Below are 17,415 nucleotides of genomic sequence, written 5' to 3' on the forward strand. Positions count from 1 at the left end.
CATATAGGCAATATCATCATTAGAACACCAATGTTCAAAGTCTAATTCTTTGTCGCAACGAAAAAAATTAGTAACTTTGCGCAAATAATAGAATACAATAAATTAAAAGATAAGCTATGCTTACACTTAAACTCATCAGTGAGGAAACTGAACGTGTGATTAAAGGCCTGGAGAAAAAGCACTTTGAAGGTGCTCGTGAGGCTGTAGAAAAAGTTTTAGAATACGACAAAATCCGTCGTGAGGCTCAGCAGAAGCTTGACTCCAATAAACAACAACAAAATCAACTGGCTAAGCAGATTGGTGGTTTGATGAAAGAAGGCAAGAAAGAAGAAGCCGAAAAAATCAAGAACACTGTTGCTGAATTGAAAGCTACCGACAAGGCACTCCAAGAAATCATGGACAAGGCACAGGGGGATATGACGCAGACACTCCTTGACATTCCAAACATTCCAAACGACAGAGTTCCGGAAGGCAAAGATGCAAGTAGCAATGTTGTTATCAAAGAAGATATCACTAACATGCCTCAATTGGGCGATGATGCCCTCTGCCATTGGGACTTGTTGAAGAAATATAATCTCGTAAACTTCGACCTCGGGGTGAAGATTACGGGGGCAGGTTTCCCAGTATATATCGGCAAAATGGCACGTTTCCAGCGTGCACTCGAAGCTTTCTTCCTTGATGAAGCACGCAAATCAGGCTATGTAGAAATCCAACCTCCTTATGTTGTCAATGAAGCTTCGGGCTTGGGCACAGGTCAGCTTCCTGACAAGGAAGGTCAGATGTATCATGCCAATCTCGACAACCTTTTCTTGATCCCTACAGCTGAAGTCCCCGTGACCAATATCTTCAGAGACGAGATTCTTGACGAGAAAGATCTGCCTATCAAGCATTGTGCCTACTCTGCTTGTTTCCGTCGTGAAGCAGGAAGCTATGGTAAAGATGTGCGTGGACTGAACCGTCTACATCAGTTTGACAAGGTTGAGATTGTTCGTATCGATACTCCCGAACATTCTTATCAGTCATGGCAGGAGATGCTCGATCATGTGGAAGGTTTGCTGAAAAAACTTGAATTACCTTACCACTTGCTTCTACTTTGTGGCGGTGATATGAGTTTCACATCAAGCATCTGCGTAGATTTTGAAACCTATTCAGCAGCCCAGCACCGCTGGTTGGAGGTTTCATCGGTTTCAAACTTTGAGAGCTATCAGGCTAACCGCCTGCATTGTCGCTATCGTCATGCAGAGGACAAGAAGATTGAACTCTGTCACACACTGAATGGTTCGGCTCTTGCTTTACCACGTATTGTTGCTACAATTCTGGAGAACAACCAGACCCCACAAGGTATTCGTGTGCCCAGAGTGCTCGTACCTTATTGTGGTTTCGAATATCTTGATGACAAGAACGATTAATACATAAGGAAATCAGTATTGTTGAGTGTAACAGCTTTTCAATACTGATTTTCTACCTTTCAGGCGAACTATTACACACAAAAACATTATCTAATCTTCCATGAACAAAATCATTTCAAAAAGACAGTTTTCCGAGAAGGTGTTCTGTTTCGACATTGAAGCACCACTGATAGCCCAGAGCCGACGCGCAGGAAACTTTGTTATTGTCAGAGTAGACAAGAACAGTGAGCGTATGCCTTTAACCATTGCTGACGCTGATAAAGTGCGGGGAACTATCAAACTTGTTGTACAGAAAGTTGGACTTTCATCTACCAAACTTTGCAACCTCAATGAAGGTGATGATGTGGCCGATGTGGTAGGACCATTAGGAAATCCCACACATATTGAGAATTTCGGTACAGTCATCTGTGCAGGAGGTGGTGTTGGCGTGGCCCCCATGCTTCCTATTATCCGTGCATTGAAGGAGGCAGGCAACCGTGTTCTATCTGTTTTGGCAGGTCGTAATAAAGACTTGATTATACTCGAAGACGAAGTAAGGGCTTCAAGTGACCAAACGATAATCATGACCGATGATGGAAGTTATGGTGAGAAAGGTGTTGTTACTGTGGGTATCGAGAAACTGATACAACAGGAACATATTGATAAAGCATTTGCCATCGGTCCACCCATCATGATGAAGTTCTGCTGTCTTCTCACTCAGAAATACAATATCCCAACCGATGTTTCACTGAATACCATCATGGTTGACGGTACAGGTATGTGTGGCGCTTGCCGTCTGACAATTGGAGGAAAGACAAAATTTGTCTGTATAGATGGGCCTGAATTTGACGGTGCATTGGTCGACTGGGATGAGATGTTCAAGCGCATGGGCACTTTCAAAGCCGTGGAAAAGGAAGAAATGGAGCATTATCAAGAACATCTCTGCCTACCTGAGATAGAGCCTTCTACCCAATCAGCATCTCCTATCCCTCTCCCCAAGCACACTCCTCTGCCCCAGCAGGAACCTCTCAAAGCTAAGGACCGGGTGAAAATTCCACGTGTCCGTATGCCCGAACTCGACCCAGCTTATCGTGCAACAACACGATTAGAAGAGGTCAATCAAGGTTTGACTGCAGAAATGGCTATGCGCGAAGCCCAACGATGTCTCGACTGTAAGCACCCAAGCTGTGTGGAAGGCTGCCCCGTAAACATAAACATACCAGGCTTTATCAAGCAGATTGAAAAGGGCGAATTTATTGAGGCAGCCCGCATTCTCAAGCAAACTTCTGCCCTTCCAGCTGTTTGTGGTCGAGTATGTCCACAGGAAAAGCAGTGTGAAAGTCGATGCATACACCACAAAATGAATAGCCAACCTGTTGCCATTGGATATTTGGAACGCTTTGCCGCAGACTACGAACGCGAGAGTGGACAAACTGTTTTGCCGGAAATGGTAGCCTCAAACGGCATCAAAGTGGCTGTAGTTGGCTCGGGCCCATCAGGACTTAGCTTTGCCGGTGACATGGCAAAGAATGGTTTTGACGTTTATGTGTTCGAGGCTCTGCACGAGATTGGCGGCGTATTGAAATATGGCATCCCCGAATTCCGTCTGCCCAACCGCATCGTAGAGGCAGAGATTGACAATCTTCGCAAGATGGGTGTACACTTCCAAACAGATATTATCATAGGTAAAACTATCAGTATAGCCGAACTGAAAGCCAAAGGTTTCCAAGGAATCTTTGTTGGTTCAGGGGCTGGATTGCCTAATTTCATGGACATTCCTGGCGAGAACGCGCTGAATATCATGTCGAGCAATGAATATCTGACTCGTGTAAACCTCATGGATGCAGCCAATCCTCATACCGACACTCCTATCAACTTAGGCAAGAAAGTCCTCGTTGTGGGTGGCGGAAATACAGCCATGGACTCCTGCCGTACAGCTAAACGATTAGGCGCTGATGTCACTTTGGTCTACCGGCGCAGTGAAGCTGAGATGCCAGCCCGCATTGAAGAGGTGAAACATGCCAAGGAGGAAGGCATTCAATTCCTTACACTTCACAATCCGAAAGAATATCTGACAGATGACAATGGAGCCGTAAAAGCAGCCATTCTTGATGTCATGCAACTCGGAGAACCCGATCAAAGTGGACGCAGAAGGCCAGAAACAACAGGGCAAACAATCACGATAGCATGTGACCAAGTGATAGTAGCAGTGGGCGTTTCGCCTAATCCTTTAGTACCGCAAAGTATGGAAGGGCTGGCGCTCGGTCGTAAGAATACGATTGCTGTCAACGAACAGATGCAGTCTAACCTGCCCGAAATCTATGCGGGTGGTGACATTGTTCGTGGTGGAGCCACGGTTATTTTAGCCATGGGTGATGGCCGACGTGCAGCTGAAAACATGGCCAAACAACTGACAAAGAGCTAAAATAAGAATACCATAAAGGCCAAAAAGACTTGAAAAGCAGTCTTTTCCAAAAGAATAAAACAAAATAAAACTCAAGGAAAATATAACTTTTCAAGTCGCTCTATTGATAAAACCTCTCTAAAATACCAAGGGGCAGACAAACAACCATATCGTATAACTTCTTTTTATATTTGAACAAGTAAGAGATTATAAACAAAAGAAAGTTGCAAGGCAAGCAGGAGCTATGAAAAGAAGACTTCTCCTATTGCCTTAACACACAAAACTTCCTATGTAAAAAAAATCACTATTTTTAGGGATTGTATATCCTGACTGTCTTCCATACCTTTGCTCAATAGAAAGATATTCATTCTTTTGTACACTCTATGATACTGTGTATTTCTTTTCGCTTAAAGATATAGATGAATAATTCCCACTTTCCACATTGACAACAATAAAATAGAATATATGGTTAAAAGTAAACTTACAAATGTATCTGAGACCATGCTGATAACGCTATGGGCAAAGGCTGAAGAAACCAAACGTGCGGATGCTCTGCTGCATGATGAAAAGGCAGTAGAAATTATGGAGAAAATAGAATATGATTTTTCCAAGTTCAACAAGGCAAAATTCTCACAGGCAGGATGCTGTGTCAGGGCGAGCCTAATTGATGCAGAAATCCGAGATTTCCTCTATAATCATCCAGACGCAGTAGTTATCCAACTGGGAGCCGGTATAGATGCACGGTATGAACGACTTCATCGTCCGTCAGTAACACACTGGTACGACTTGGATATTGAGGATGCTATCAGACTACGTCGCCAGTTGTTGTCTGAAAGTGAACGAAACACCTATATAACATCTTCCATGTTTGATTATGGTTGGACAGAAATCGTGAAATCCCATGAAAAACCAATCCTCATCATCATTGAAGGTGTATTGATGTACTTTGAACCAGAAAAGATAAAGGCCTTTTTTCGTGAACTTTGCACCCGCTTCGACAATGCTACCATAGTGTTCGACATGTTAGCTTTCGCTTTGGTTGGCCATTCCAGACAGCATGATTCTCTACGGAAAGTAGATAAAGACATAGAATTCAAATGGTCACTGCTAAACACAAGGGATATGGAAGCATGGAATCCAAAGATAAAGCTCGAAAAAGAATTCTACATGAGCAAATACGATCATGGGCGTTTTCCTTTCATTTTCAGAATGCTCTATAAAATTCCTTATTTCTTCCGCCATTACAACCAGCGTGTGATAAAACTGGTCATTAAGACATGAGTTTAATATAAACTCTATACTATTGTCTTTCTTTTGTCAATGATATCACATATCCATTGACAGTCTCTTAGTAGTATTTGTATATTTCTTTATTGATTACAAAATGTTTTGTACAACATGGTATTGTGGGAATATATTCTTTTTACTACCTTTGCAGACTGTAAACAATATAATTCAAAAACATGACACAAATTTTCAAAAAATCAATCCTTTCTGCCATTCTGCTCATCCAGACAGGCCTGATGATGGCACAAGATGTTCCGGAAAAGCTACTTGGTGTTTATAAAGGAAAAGCTACCACTACACTAATTATCAACGAAGGAGAAACTAAAAAGCAAGAAGCAGAGAAAGTCTTTGATGTAGAAATTATCAAGACTGGAAATGACACGAAGTTAGTACTGAAAGACTTTAAATTAGGAGATGATGAATTCAAAGAAATTCCATTCCATGGATTAGGATGCTACTATGAAGAAGGGAAAAAGCGTTGGAATATTTTTACCGAGTCCCCTCTCTCTGGTGAAAAGCTTGAGACAAAAGCCAAAAAGCAGGTAACGCTTGGGGGATTTATAGACGATAACTACAGTTTTGTATACGAAGATGGTAGGATTGAACTAACCTTTGAAATCTTCTCCGATAAGGCAAAGATATACAAACAGGAATTCAAAGGCAAGAATACGACAACAAATATCAAGAGCCTCCGTGCCAAGAAGCTTACCAATAGTATAGTCTATGATCTTTCTGGCCGACGTGTACACCAGCCGAAAAAAGGCTTATACATCATCAATGGCAAGAAGATTGTCAAATAATCCCTTCCCTATTGATAGGCAGAAAAAACGTTCTACCTATTACTTCATAAGAGTTGGCTCCACCTACCTCTACAATATTGATGGGCCAACTCTATTATTAAAGAGACTTAACAAACCTCTCTAAAGATACTTTCTATAAGTATTTTCAAGCAATACTTCATAGAATTCTAAAAAGAAGAACTCATCTAACCAATGCAAATACACAAAATAGAGGCATGACTTATGAATTCGACTCTTCGCCATTCCACCTTCTGATATAATCCCTGCATTCTTCCATGAGCCATTTAGGTGTGCTCGTTGCACCGCAGATACCGACGGTCTTTGCGCCATTGAACCATTGCATATCAATTTCATCAGCACTTTCTACCTGATGACTGTTGGCATTGACACTCTGACATTCTTTAAAAAGCACCTTGCCATTTGAACTTTTCCTTCCTGCCACAAACACCACAACATCGTGCTTACTGGCGAAATTCGCTATATTAGGCATACGATTAGCCACCTGCCGGCAGATGGTATCAAAGCTCTTGAACTCGGCTTCGGGCGAGATATGCGACTGTATATAGTCAATGATATGATGAAATTCGTCAAGGCTCTTCGTCGTCTGTGAGTAGAGATAGATGCTGCGATTGAAGTCGAGTTTCTTCACATCATCAAACTTTTCTATCACAATGGCTCTGCTATGTGTCTGCCCGACAAGGCCAAGAACCTCGGCATGACCATTCTTTCCGAAGATCACAATCTGCCTGTCTGCATCTTCTTTATGTTCTGGAATATCAGTTCCTTCTTCGTATTGCTTCTTGATACGTTTCTGAAGCTGTAATACCACAGGGCATGTGGCATCGATAATCTCAATGTTATTCCTACGCGCCAGTTCGTAAGTTTCAGGCGGTTCACCATGTGCACGCAACAACACTTTCACGTCATGAAGCTCGCGCAATTGGTCATGATTAATGGTAACGAGTCCGTTTTCGTGGAGTCTTTCCACCTCCATGCTGTTGTGTACAATGTCTCCAAGACAGTAGAGTGTACCCCCTTTGGCCAATTCTTCCTCGGCTTTCTTGATGGCTGTGGTCACGCCAAAACAGAAACCACTGCCATTGTCAATTTCTATCTGTAGCATTTACCTTACATTAATTTTAATAACCACCTTGCCCCTATCGGGATCATTGGTAATCATGAGTATTCGAAGAGTACGCTTGGGCTCCTTAATTTGGTCGGCAATGGCTGTCACCTTGAGTTTAGCCTGCCCGCCTGGTTCTATCTTCGTCTTGTTCAACGAAATTTCCAAACCATTGGAGAACATCTGCAAATTGCGCACTTCCAAAGGTGAGCGCCCCGTGTTAGTAAGTTCTATCTCTCCTTTAATTCGCTTTCGCCCATTGAAACTTCCCAAATCGAGACTGTCTGCAGAGAGTCTCAGCTTGGGGGCAAGTGCCAGCTCTTGTTCTGTCATACGCCGGAAAGCAGGAAGCAAAATGGTTGAAACCTGAAGTTGTTTCTGTTCAGAAACCTTATCCCCCGGTGCAAAACCAAGGTAGATATTGGTTTGAGTCAGTCCGAAATCACGTAGATTTCGTGAGTCAAGATGAAGCACAGCCGTCCCCGAATGATGCGGAGCAATACGCGAAGGCGACATCTCTGCGGTCAGATAACTCGGCAAATGCATGAATACAGGCTGTGCCACTTGATTGGAATTGTTGAAGATATGTATCTTCTTCAACGGTCGGTCACCACGGTTCACATCGTCAAACTCAATATCGTTTACATCTACTTTCAGGTCACCGAGCGTAAAATCATACGTCCCCATGAAATCCTTAATCTCGCTGACCACTACACCTTGCATCGTCAGCACAAGCGGTTCTTTGCCCACATTACTGTATATGGCTACCTGCTTATGGAAATGTCCGAGTGTCTGGGCATCATAAACAGCACTCACCGTGAAGTCCTTACCTACCCCGACTGTCTCCGGAAAAGAAGCCGTCGTACACCCACAACTTGTCTTTACATCTTGAATTCGCAAGGTCTTAAAGCCTTTATTCTTCAGTTTGAACTCTGCCTTGACAGGCTGTTTGAAGAGCACTTGCCCCACATTAATAACTTTCTGGTTGGCATTGATACGCTGGGCATGTGCAGAAAGCGTTGCACTGAACAGCATGCAGCCTATTAAAATCTTATTTTTCATTATTCAATTTAATCGCTTTGTCACGTCCGCCAAACTCAGGACTATATGTGCAGCGTGCAGTGCAAGTGCCACTCATATATGAGCCTTCGCGGTCAATATAATATTCTGTTTCAATCGTATGAGTTCCTTTTGAAAGGCAATCGAAGTAGTAACTCGTCGTGCGGTCGCCGGGAGCATAGTAATATTCCCAGCCATAACCACTAACTTGATTGACGGGTTCAAGACAAGCAGGGCGTTTATCAGTGACTTCAACAAAGTCATAATCGCGGTCGGCTTTAAGCGTGATACGCACTTTAACCTTGTCACCCACTTTGAATTTACGAGCATTGACAACCTTTCCATTGGCATCAACAAGCTGACGGACTACGCTAAGTTGTGTAGACTGACTGTCAATGTCCTTGATATTCTGGTCATATTCAGCATAAACGGCTCCCCAACTGATGTTGGTCGAAGTCTTCTCCGCAGTCAACACACCAAACTTCTTACCACTCTTTTCTGCCTCCACAAGGGCACGTCCGGCTGTAGCCTCTGTTGTGTTAAGTTTTTCGCCATTGAGTTTCAGCACCGTATTGGCACCATAGTTCGTGAGACTTTCCTTTGTTTCACCTTGCATGAAGGCATAAACAGCATTCACACAATTAATCGGAGTGTCCCAACTTTGTGTGCGTTTGCTCTGCAACAACCAGCGTTGCATCTCGCTGATAGTTTGTTTGTCATCGGGAGTAACGGTTTTCAGTGCCTCTATGACAGCCACCTCTGTCGGTATGCGATAGTCAAACCATGAATAATGTGCACGCTGTGTATCAAAATAACGCCCCATTTCGTCAGAGTAGACGGTGTATTGTTTAAGGCTTTCAAGGTGTTCCTTGGCTAATTTCATATTTCCGCTACGACTCAGAATGACACTCATCATAGCCTTTCCATAGATGCTGAACAGCGTATGATGCTTCTCAACAAGCCCTAATAGATATCTGTTGTCGGCATTATTGAGATTCTCTTTTCTCAGAGCACATATATAAAGATATTGCATGTCGGTCTCAGACGGCAGCAGGTTTCTATAGCCTTTGGTCTCCATTTTCTTGAGTTCAACAACATGTTTCCTTATTTCTCCGGCCATGAACTTCATACTGTTGTCTAACAATTTCTTTGTCGCCTGCTGCTCTCCTATCATCATATTGAGACGTTGCAGCGTTTCAGCTACGCCCACGGTGATATACAACGAACCTCGCATTCCTGGCCACCAAGAAAACGAACCATCGGCAAGCTGCAACTGACGCAGTGCGAAAAGAGCCTCTTCCTTATAGCTGTTCATCACGGCTACAGAGTCTTGTTGCCCTGCCAACTGCATCAAGTGAGCCGACAAACTGTTGGCATAATACTTGGCTGCAAGGCTGATGGCATCCTTTGTCGATGCATGGGCAACTGTTGGAAGAGCCTCTATCATCATCCATGCAGGATTGTTCGTATAACTTATTTTCAGTTTATTCTTCTCTTCCTTGACAGGGAATAGCTTATCAACATCAATGGTCTTCGTGCCCGGTTCGTTCTGACTGAATGCCAAAGTGGTTACCACGTGCTCCTTATCAGAAAGAATGGGCAACAGATGTTGTTCGCCATCACTGAAAGACTGACCATTAACCACCATGCGACAAACCACAGCATCAAGATCGCAGCCCATGGTACGAAGCTGCAAAGGCTCAAAAGTAAAGGCAACTGATGCCGTGGCATTGGGGGCCAACGTCAGTTTCTTTGCCTCAGAGAAAAGTTGCTTTCCTGTCTTTGGATCAAGTATCAGCATCTCTACCTGTCCACTTTGCACTTTGCCCGTGGTGTTAACAACACGATTAGAAAGCATTGCCTGGTCGCCCATTCTGACGAAACGAGGCATGTTGGGCATAATCATTACACTCTTCTTTGCCACAGCTGTAGCTTCAAGCTCAGCGTTATTCATTTCTTTATCGTGTGCCAATCCCAGCAGACGCCATGTTGTTACACTCTCCGGAAGCGTGAACTTCAGACTCACATTCCCCTTATTATCGGTCTGCAGTGCAGGGAAGAAAAATGCCGTTTCATTGAAATTCTTGCGCAGAGATGTCTGCTTCTGTACAGATTGTTGCGTTTCCCTGTGTTTCTTCGGAACACTATATCCTGTAGTGACAACCTCGTTAAGAACTGCACTTAGACTTCCACAAAGCGCATTAGCCACTTCTTCCTTGGCAAGAACCATGCTGCCTGTCATGGAAGACTTTTGCACGGCACGTGATCCACGCACATAAACCGTGGGACGAATATAACCGTTGAGCACATAATGTGTAAAGTCGAAAGAACGCACATAGAGTTGTTTCAGTGGCATTTCACCATAGAGACTCATCGCCGCAAAACTGTTTCCACGCCATTGCATATAAGGTAAATACCAATTGAAACGTACATCTAAGTCCCAATTGTGTGCATAAATATCGTCAAGGCTCATGTCATACATCGTTGCCATGAGTTGTGCACGAGCGGGCTTGCCCATTTTATCTGTAATCTGAAGCGTCCATGTTTCCTGTTGTCCCGGCATGAGTTTGTCGCGGAAAGTAATCCATTTCGTGTGAAGTTCCAATTTCGGTTCGGGACGACGAACAGTTATATCATGGCTATGGAGCACACCATCTTTCACCCAAGCATAAGCCAATGTGATGCCGTCATGATATTCTTCCTTATATTTCAAGGCACGTGTGCGCAGTTCATCATTCAGCGTAAAAGTGCCACTTTCAAGCACCTTGCTGCCCGAAAGCATGCTATAGTACACCATGACATCATGCCTGCTCGAACCTATCTGCACATAGACAGGCTTGCCATCTTCTCTGAAATGGTCACTGCTCGCATAGAACCAATCCTCTGCTTCGTCAGCAGGCTTCTTGTCTTTCAACGAGAATACCGTAAACGAACAGTGCAGCGTATCCTCGCCACAGATAGCTTCCAAAGTGTGACGACCACTCTTCAGCTTCCCAAGATCAAACGTAACAGACTCGTTAGCATTGGCCTGATATACCGTATTGTCTACCTTATAGTCTATCTTTGCAGCTATATTCTGACCGGAAAGGTTCTTATAATCAAAGGTGAAATGCAGCATACTGTCGCGCTCTATGCGTTCGGGCAACCGACAATAGAAATAAGTAGAACGGTTACTGAGCGGGAGATTGAGGCTCCCCTCATGGCTTTCGCCGGCACCATCGGTGACCGTTGCACTCACTTCAACGATATAATAACGCGACATGTTGTTCTTAGCTTCGGGCATAGTGAGTACTACCGGCACATGAAAATGCCCCTCCTCGTCTGTCTTAATGGTGTCTGTCTTGAGTGTCTTCTGATATTCATTGTCACCTCTCCACCAATACCAATTCGGCCGACGGGTCACAGTATAGACCACCTGGGCACCCTGCACAGGAACCCCGGCATAGCTTTTGGCCGTGCCCTCCACATGGATTGTGTCACCATTCTGATAAGCCTTTGCATAAGGAGTGAAGTCAACGGTAAACGTAGGACGCTTGTATTCCTCAACATGAAAATCTGTTTGGTAATCTTCGTTGGCTTCAATCGAAAACGAACCTGTCTTTCCCGATTTCGGAAGGTCAAACGTTGCATTGGCCGTTCCATAGGCATCGGTGAGCACTTTCTTCGTTGCTATCTCGTTATCTTCAGTATCATAGAGTTTCAATGTGATGCTGTCTGCTACATTGACAGAAGCCTTTTTCGTCTGGTTATTCTTCTTAAAGTCAATCAAGCTCACGTGGACTTGTTGTCCGGGACGGTAGAGACGACGGTCAGTGAAAAGCTGGATATCATTCTCTATGAAATCATCTTCATCGTCCTTAGCATAGTCTTCACCCGCTGAATAGTAGGAATTATCAGCATGCCGCAGGCAGAATTTATCGTCAGGAGTGAAAGCCTGATAGAGAACCACGGATGCATTGCTATGCGGCTGATAGACAGTTTCTCCGTGTTTATCCACATCAAGCGTAGCCCGTAATTTGATTTCGTTCTCGTTATAGTTACGCGTAAAGACATTGATTTTGGCATCTGCAATGGGCTTTCCTGTGGTGGCACTCATAGCAACGAGTTTCGTAATCCCTCCGGGAAGGCCGGTTTGCAGCACATACATATCTGAAATGTGGAGCAATGTGCGCTCGGGTTTGATGTCTTTGTTATCTGTTGTGAATTCAACAAGATAGACGCCTTTCTGCAATGGAGCAATCGTCATAGAGTCACAGCTCACCTTATAGGCCGGAAGTCCCACGTAACGATGGGTCACCGAAGTAGCCGTAGGCAGCAGCAACAGCTTTTCAAGCTTGACATATTCCTGCTTTTCGTTTGGGTTGAGCATCAGATATTCCTGCGTATTCAACCGTATAACAGTCATCGTGAGGTTCTGAATATTTGTCAGCTGACGTATCTTTACTCTGATTTGCCTATTGGGTAACTGTACTGTCGGGCCACAATCAACGATGAAACTCGGAAGCGTGAGGCGACTCTGTGCATTGCGAAGTATGTTCATACGAGGCCAGGTGCCCCATTTGGAGAGTGCATAGTTGAGATAGTTCATCTTTTCAGCAGCCGTCACATCATTGGCCTGATCCATGAAATTATAACGGGCAATGGCCAATTCGCCAGCAATAGGCAAATCCTGATAGCGTGTGATGAGCGAGTCAAGGCATTGCAGATATTTTGATTTCTTCAGTTCGTATTTATCGTTGCAGTGCTGCTCCTCAACTAACTTAAAGGCACAATAGCAGGCTGCACTGCGGTTGTTGTGAGCCTCATACCATTGAAGAAGCGTCTTATAGTCACCGGCAGCAAAGCCAAGGACATGCAAAAGATCGTTGTAGAAAATATGACTGTCGATACCTTCTATCATCAATGGTGCATAGTTCTCGGCCTTTACAGCAGCCAAGAGTGCAGGGTTCTGCATGGAACGGCGCATGAACTTCTTGCTCACCTCCATGGAGTCGGCTACATATCTGAACTCCTTTTGATAGATTCTCCCCAGCACACTGTAGTAGATTGCTGCTGCAGCACGGTCGTCTTTCTCGGCTTTCATGGCAGAAAGGCTCAACCGTTGTAACTGTGGTTGCAGGGAGTCGCCTGACAGGTCTTGCCAGTTGACCACTTGCTCAAGCTCGGCCTTGATGAGCTGACCATAGGCTTTGTCTGCCCGTGCCTTAGCACTGATCTGATTGAGGATGCCGATAGCCGAACGCGGTTGGTTCTTTTTCTGCACCTGTTCGTATTGTTTCCACAACGAATTATAGCTGTCTGCCATGATAGCGAAAGGCATCATCAACAGCAGGGCAAGAGAAAACATCACCTTTTTCATACGATTTGCTTTTATGTTTTTTGTCTGCAAGACCTATCAAGAATATCCATACACGCTTTGCAAAGATAATGATTTTTTTACAGTAATACCGATTTCCCGTCATTTTTTATCAATGATTACCCTTTGGAAGCAATAAAGAAATCCCTCTGTTTTGTAAAGATTATCAGCAGAAATTTAACATCTTTTGGCCACACCAAATAGAAATAAAAAACCATTCTCAACGCATGAGCAAAGTCATTTCAGAACTTCAACTGTCTCGTTTTTATTTCTTTTGCATGCAACTCCATTCATAATAAGCTGTGATTTGAGGCAGATCAGACAACAACTTGAGTCAGAATACACAACGAAATGAGGCAAATTGCAAGGTAATTTGATGCAAATTGCAATGCTTTTTAGCGTGATGTAGCATTGTCGTTTGCCCCGAATTTCATAACTATCTGACTGTCAAAACATTGCAATTCATCGAAAAACAAACCTTATTTAGGGCGAGGAAAAGTCTCTTTTCAAATACGCGAGTATAGCGAGGGCAATTGTAAAGAAATTTAAGAAGTATTTTCTGAACATCTTTATTGATAAAGCAACGGAGAGGAAGAGCTTTCTCAAAAGACAGAACGAAAAGGAGATATTGGTGAATACAAATGGCTTGATTGAACGCATAAAATCGAAAAAGGCATGCCGAATGACTTCCGGCATGCCTCTTCCTGATATAACTTTCCGACTGACTAACCGAAGTTATCATACATGATTGCATCTTGATCAACGCCAAGACTGTCCAGATAATCGGTCACTGTCTTGATAAGCATTGGAGGACCACAGAGATAATACTCGCAATCTTCAGGTGCCTCATGATCTTTCAAGTAGGTATCACGGATACAGTTAACTGCAAAACCTGTATAATACTTCACACCTGCTGCATCGGCTTTCGGGTCTGCACGGTCGAGCGAAAGGTGGAAATGGAAGTTTGGATATTCCTTTTCAAGCTCCCAGAAGTCCTCAAGGAAGAAAGCCTCACCCAAGGCTCGTGCACCATAGAAGAAGTGCATTTCGCGGTCGGTTGTATGCAACGTCTTTGTCATGTGCATGATTTGTGCACGCAACGGTGCCATACCCGCTCCACCACCAATCCAAATCATCTCCTTACCGGAAGTGAAATTCGGGTGGAAGTCGCCATAAGGCCCACTCATCATCACCTTATCTCCAGGCTTGAGAGAGAAGATATAAGAGGATCCGATACCTGTAGGCACGTTTTGGAAACCTATTTGCGGACGTGGAAGGAAAGGCGTTGTAGCAATACGGACGGTAAGCGTAATGATGTCGCCCTCGGCAGGATAGTTGGCCATGGAATAAGCGCGAACGGTAGGTTCGGGGTTACGTGCTTTGAGAGAGAAGATATTAAACTTCTTCCATGCACCTATATATTCCTCGCCAATGAGTGCCTTATCGAAATCTTTATCATAGTCGATGCAGTCATATGCAGGGATTTTAATCTGTGCATACGAGCCGGGGATGAAGTCCATATGCTCTCCGGGGGGCAATGACACCTTGAATTCCTTGATGAAAGAACTTACATTCTGATTGGAAATGACAGTACACTCCCACTCTTTTACGCCCATGACACTCTCGGGAACTTTGACTTTCAAGTCGCCTTTCACTTTGCACTGACAACCCAATCGCCAGTGATCCTTTATCTGCTTACGCGTGAAGTGAGGCTTTTCAGAATCGAGGATTTCACCACCACCTTCAAGCACCTGCAACTTGCATTGCCCACAGCTGGCCTTACCACCGCAGGCAGAAGGCAGGAAAATACCATTCTCGTTGAGGGTCGCCATCACGCTGCTGCCCTGTGGCACCTCTATCGTTTTATCGCCATTGATTTCTATTTTTACGTTACCGCTTGGGCTGAGATATTTCTTGGCTACAAGCAGCATAACGACGAGAAGGAGTATGATGATGAGGAATACCCCTATGCTTGATAAAATGAACTGTTCCATATACCTTATTATATTTTAAGTCCGCTGAACACCATCATGGCCATTGCCATGAGTCCAACGGTGATAAACGTGATGCCAAGCCCTTGCAGTGGCTTTGGAACATCACTATACTGCATCTTTTCACGAATGGCACCCATGAGCACAATAGCTAATGTCCAGCCGAGTCCGGAACCGACAGCATAGACGACAGCATCAGCCACATTGCCGATATACTGCGTGTTGCTTGGATCAAGATTGATGCGCTGCTGCATGAAAAGAGACGCTCCCATGATAGCACAGTTGACGGCAATCAAAGGCAAGAAAATACCTAAAGCTGAATAAAGTGACGGCGAATACTTTTCAACTGTCATCTCTACCAACTGCGTAATGCCGGCGATAACAGCAATGAAGAGAATGAAACTCAAATAGGAAAGGTCGACTCCTTCAATCAAACAGTTGGGCCCAAGCACCTTCGTTTGGAGCAGATAATCAACCGGAACCGTTACGAACAGCACAAAGGTTACAGCCATACCAAGCCCAAAGGAAGTCTTTACATTCTTGCTTACGGCAAGGAATGAACACATGCCGAGGAAGAAAGCAAAGATCATGTTGTCGACAAATATCGAACGGAAAAACAATGAAATGATATGTTCCATCTTATTTCTACTTTATTTATTTCTCTTTATAAAAATAGGCACGATGTACCCAAATGACACAACCTACAAGGATTAAGGCCATGGCCGGCATCGTCATCATACCATTATTCATATAACCTGCATCGTAGACTGACTGCGGTATCAATTGGAAACCAAGCAGACTGCCACGTCCCAACAGTTCGCGGACTGCACCTACAATTACTAAAATCAACGCATACCCTAAACCATTGCCTACTCCATCAAGGAAACTTGGCCAAGGTTTATTCATCATTGCAAAAGCCTCAAGACGCCCCATGAGAATACAGTTGGTGATAATCAGACCGACATAGACCGACAACTGCACGCTGACATCATAAGCTACAGCCTTCAATATCTGACTGACAATTGTTACCAAAGCAGCAACGACCACCAATTGAACAATGATACGGATGCGCATTGGAATGGTTTTGCGGATAGAAGCAATGATAACATTAGAGAAAGCCGTAATGATTGTAACGGCAAGTCCCATGACAATAGCTGGCTTCAGCTGTGAAGTGACAGCCAACGCACTGCAGATACCAAGCACTTGAACTAAGATTGGGTTATCAAGGTTCAGCGGGTTGATAAATGCTTCTTTATTTTGTTTACTGAATAAACTCATCTTCTGCTGTTATTATAAGGATTATTTATCATTCAAGAATGTCAGATACTTGCCCAAAGCTTCATGCAACATGTCACGCACACCATTACTGGTCAGTGTGGCACCTGTTACGGCATCAACCTGTGTTGCAGGGTCGGTGACATTCTTTTCAACTCCAAGTGCAATAGTTTTATCGTCACCTGACGTAAAAACTTTCTTGCCTTGGAACTTTTCCTGCCAAGCAACGTTGTCCTTGATTTCTGCACCTAAGCCTGCAGTCTCACTTTCATGATTGAAATAGGCACCGTAGACCGTAGCCCTATCTTCATTTAAAGCGATATACCCACTGATAGGCCCCCAGAGTCCCATACCATAAACAGGGATTACATATTTGCGAGAACCGTTGACTTTGCAGATATACAAAGCCAACTTACCTGCCTTATAATCCTTGCTTTCGAGCTTGAAACCGGCTTTTTCACCGCCTTGCGTTCCAGCCTCAACAACCTTTCCTTTTTCATCAATCACTTCATCGGCAATGACCACTTCCTTATATTTGGCGTCGGCTTCTTCATTGCTAAGGTCACGAATGTTGAGTGAATTCAGTATCTGCTTCTTCTTATCAAGTGCCACATTAGCATCCTGCATTGGTTTCAAAGCCTGAAACACGAAAGCCAAAAGGAAAGCAACAATGACTACGATAACGGCAGAATAGATAATCGTATATGAATTTGAATTTGTCTTCATAATCAA

Annotated in this window: 11 protein-coding genes; 4 read left to right on the forward strand and 7 right to left on the reverse strand. The window is 43.9% G+C overall.

Translation table 11 applies throughout. From position 1 onward, the window contains the following. The first annotated feature begins 116 nt into the window (after positions 1-116). The 4 genes from serS to EL210_RS08115 all read left to right on the forward strand — a co-directional run bounded on the left by serS (position 117) and on the right by EL210_RS08115 (position 5,879). Positions 117-1,409 carry a serine--tRNA ligase gene (gene serS / locus EL210_RS08100; RefSeq protein ID WP_004374987.1) on the forward strand — a complete coding sequence of 431 codons (1,293 nt, stop codon included), beginning with the start codon at positions 117-119 and terminating at the stop codon, positions 1,407-1,409. 100 nt (positions 1,410-1,509) lie between these two features. Continuing rightward, positions 1,510-3,813, forward strand: a complete 2,304-nt coding sequence (locus EL210_RS08105; protein WP_018920411.1) for a bifunctional dihydroorotate dehydrogenase B NAD binding subunit/NADPH-dependent glutamate synthase — start codon at positions 1,510-1,512, stop codon at positions 3,811-3,813. Between the two features lie 444 nt (positions 3,814-4,257). Then, positions 4,258-5,073 (forward strand): class I SAM-dependent methyltransferase, encoded by an 816-nt coding sequence (locus EL210_RS08110; RefSeq protein ID WP_018920412.1) that lies wholly within the window; start codon positions 4,258-4,260, stop codon positions 5,071-5,073. Between the two features lie 182 nt (positions 5,074-5,255). After that, complete coding sequence (locus tag EL210_RS08115; RefSeq protein WP_018920413.1) at positions 5,256-5,879, forward strand: hypothetical protein; 624 nt, start codon at positions 5,256-5,258, stop codon at positions 5,877-5,879. 220 nt (positions 5,880-6,099) lie between these two features. Here EL210_RS08115 and EL210_RS08120 read toward each other — a convergent pair whose 3' ends face one another. The 7 genes from EL210_RS08120 to nqrC form a co-directional block, all read right to left on the reverse strand. Beyond that, the gene (locus EL210_RS08120; RefSeq protein ID WP_018920414.1) at positions 6,100-7,002 is read right to left on the reverse strand and encodes a 4-hydroxy-3-methylbut-2-enyl diphosphate reductase; all 903 of its coding nucleotides are present in this window, start codon (positions 7,000-7,002) and stop codon (positions 6,100-6,102) included. After that, positions 7,003-8,064 carry a DUF1573 domain-containing protein gene (locus EL210_RS08125; RefSeq protein ID WP_018920415.1) on the reverse strand — a complete coding sequence of 354 codons (1,062 nt, stop codon included), beginning with the start codon at positions 8,062-8,064 and terminating at the stop codon, positions 7,003-7,005. It abuts the gene before it with no gap. Next, a complete protein-coding gene (locus tag EL210_RS08130) occupies positions 8,054-13,420 on the reverse strand; it encodes an alpha-2-macroglobulin family protein (protein WP_026285949.1) in 5,367 nt (1,788 codons plus the stop codon). The genes EL210_RS08125 and EL210_RS08130 overlap by 11 nt, the downstream gene beginning before the upstream one ends. 722 nt (positions 13,421-14,142) lie before the next feature. After that, positions 14,143-15,411, reverse strand: coding sequence for an NADH:ubiquinone reductase (Na(+)-transporting) subunit F (gene nqrF / locus EL210_RS08135; RefSeq protein WP_018920418.1), 1,269 nt, complete (start codon positions 15,409-15,411; stop codon positions 14,143-14,145). Between the two features lie 8 nt (positions 15,412-15,419). Then, positions 15,420-16,046, reverse strand: a complete 627-nt coding sequence (gene nqrE, locus EL210_RS08140; RefSeq protein ID WP_018920419.1) for an NADH:ubiquinone reductase (Na(+)-transporting) subunit E — start codon at positions 16,044-16,046, stop codon at positions 15,420-15,422. 16 nt (positions 16,047-16,062) lie between these two features. Beyond that, positions 16,063-16,686 (reverse strand): NADH:ubiquinone reductase (Na(+)-transporting) subunit D, encoded by a 624-nt coding sequence (locus EL210_RS08145; protein WP_018920420.1) that lies wholly within the window; start codon positions 16,684-16,686, stop codon positions 16,063-16,065. 21 nt (positions 16,687-16,707) lie between these two features. Then, a complete protein-coding gene (nqrC, locus tag EL210_RS08150) occupies positions 16,708-17,409 on the reverse strand; it encodes an NADH:ubiquinone reductase (Na(+)-transporting) subunit C (RefSeq protein ID WP_018920421.1) in 702 nt (233 codons plus the stop codon). Positions 17,410-17,415: the final 6 nt, after the last annotated feature.

The sequence above is a fragment of the Segatella oris genome (assembly GCF_900637655.1).
Classification (GTDB): Bacteria; Bacteroidota; Bacteroidia; order Bacteroidales; family Bacteroidaceae; genus Prevotella; species Prevotella oris.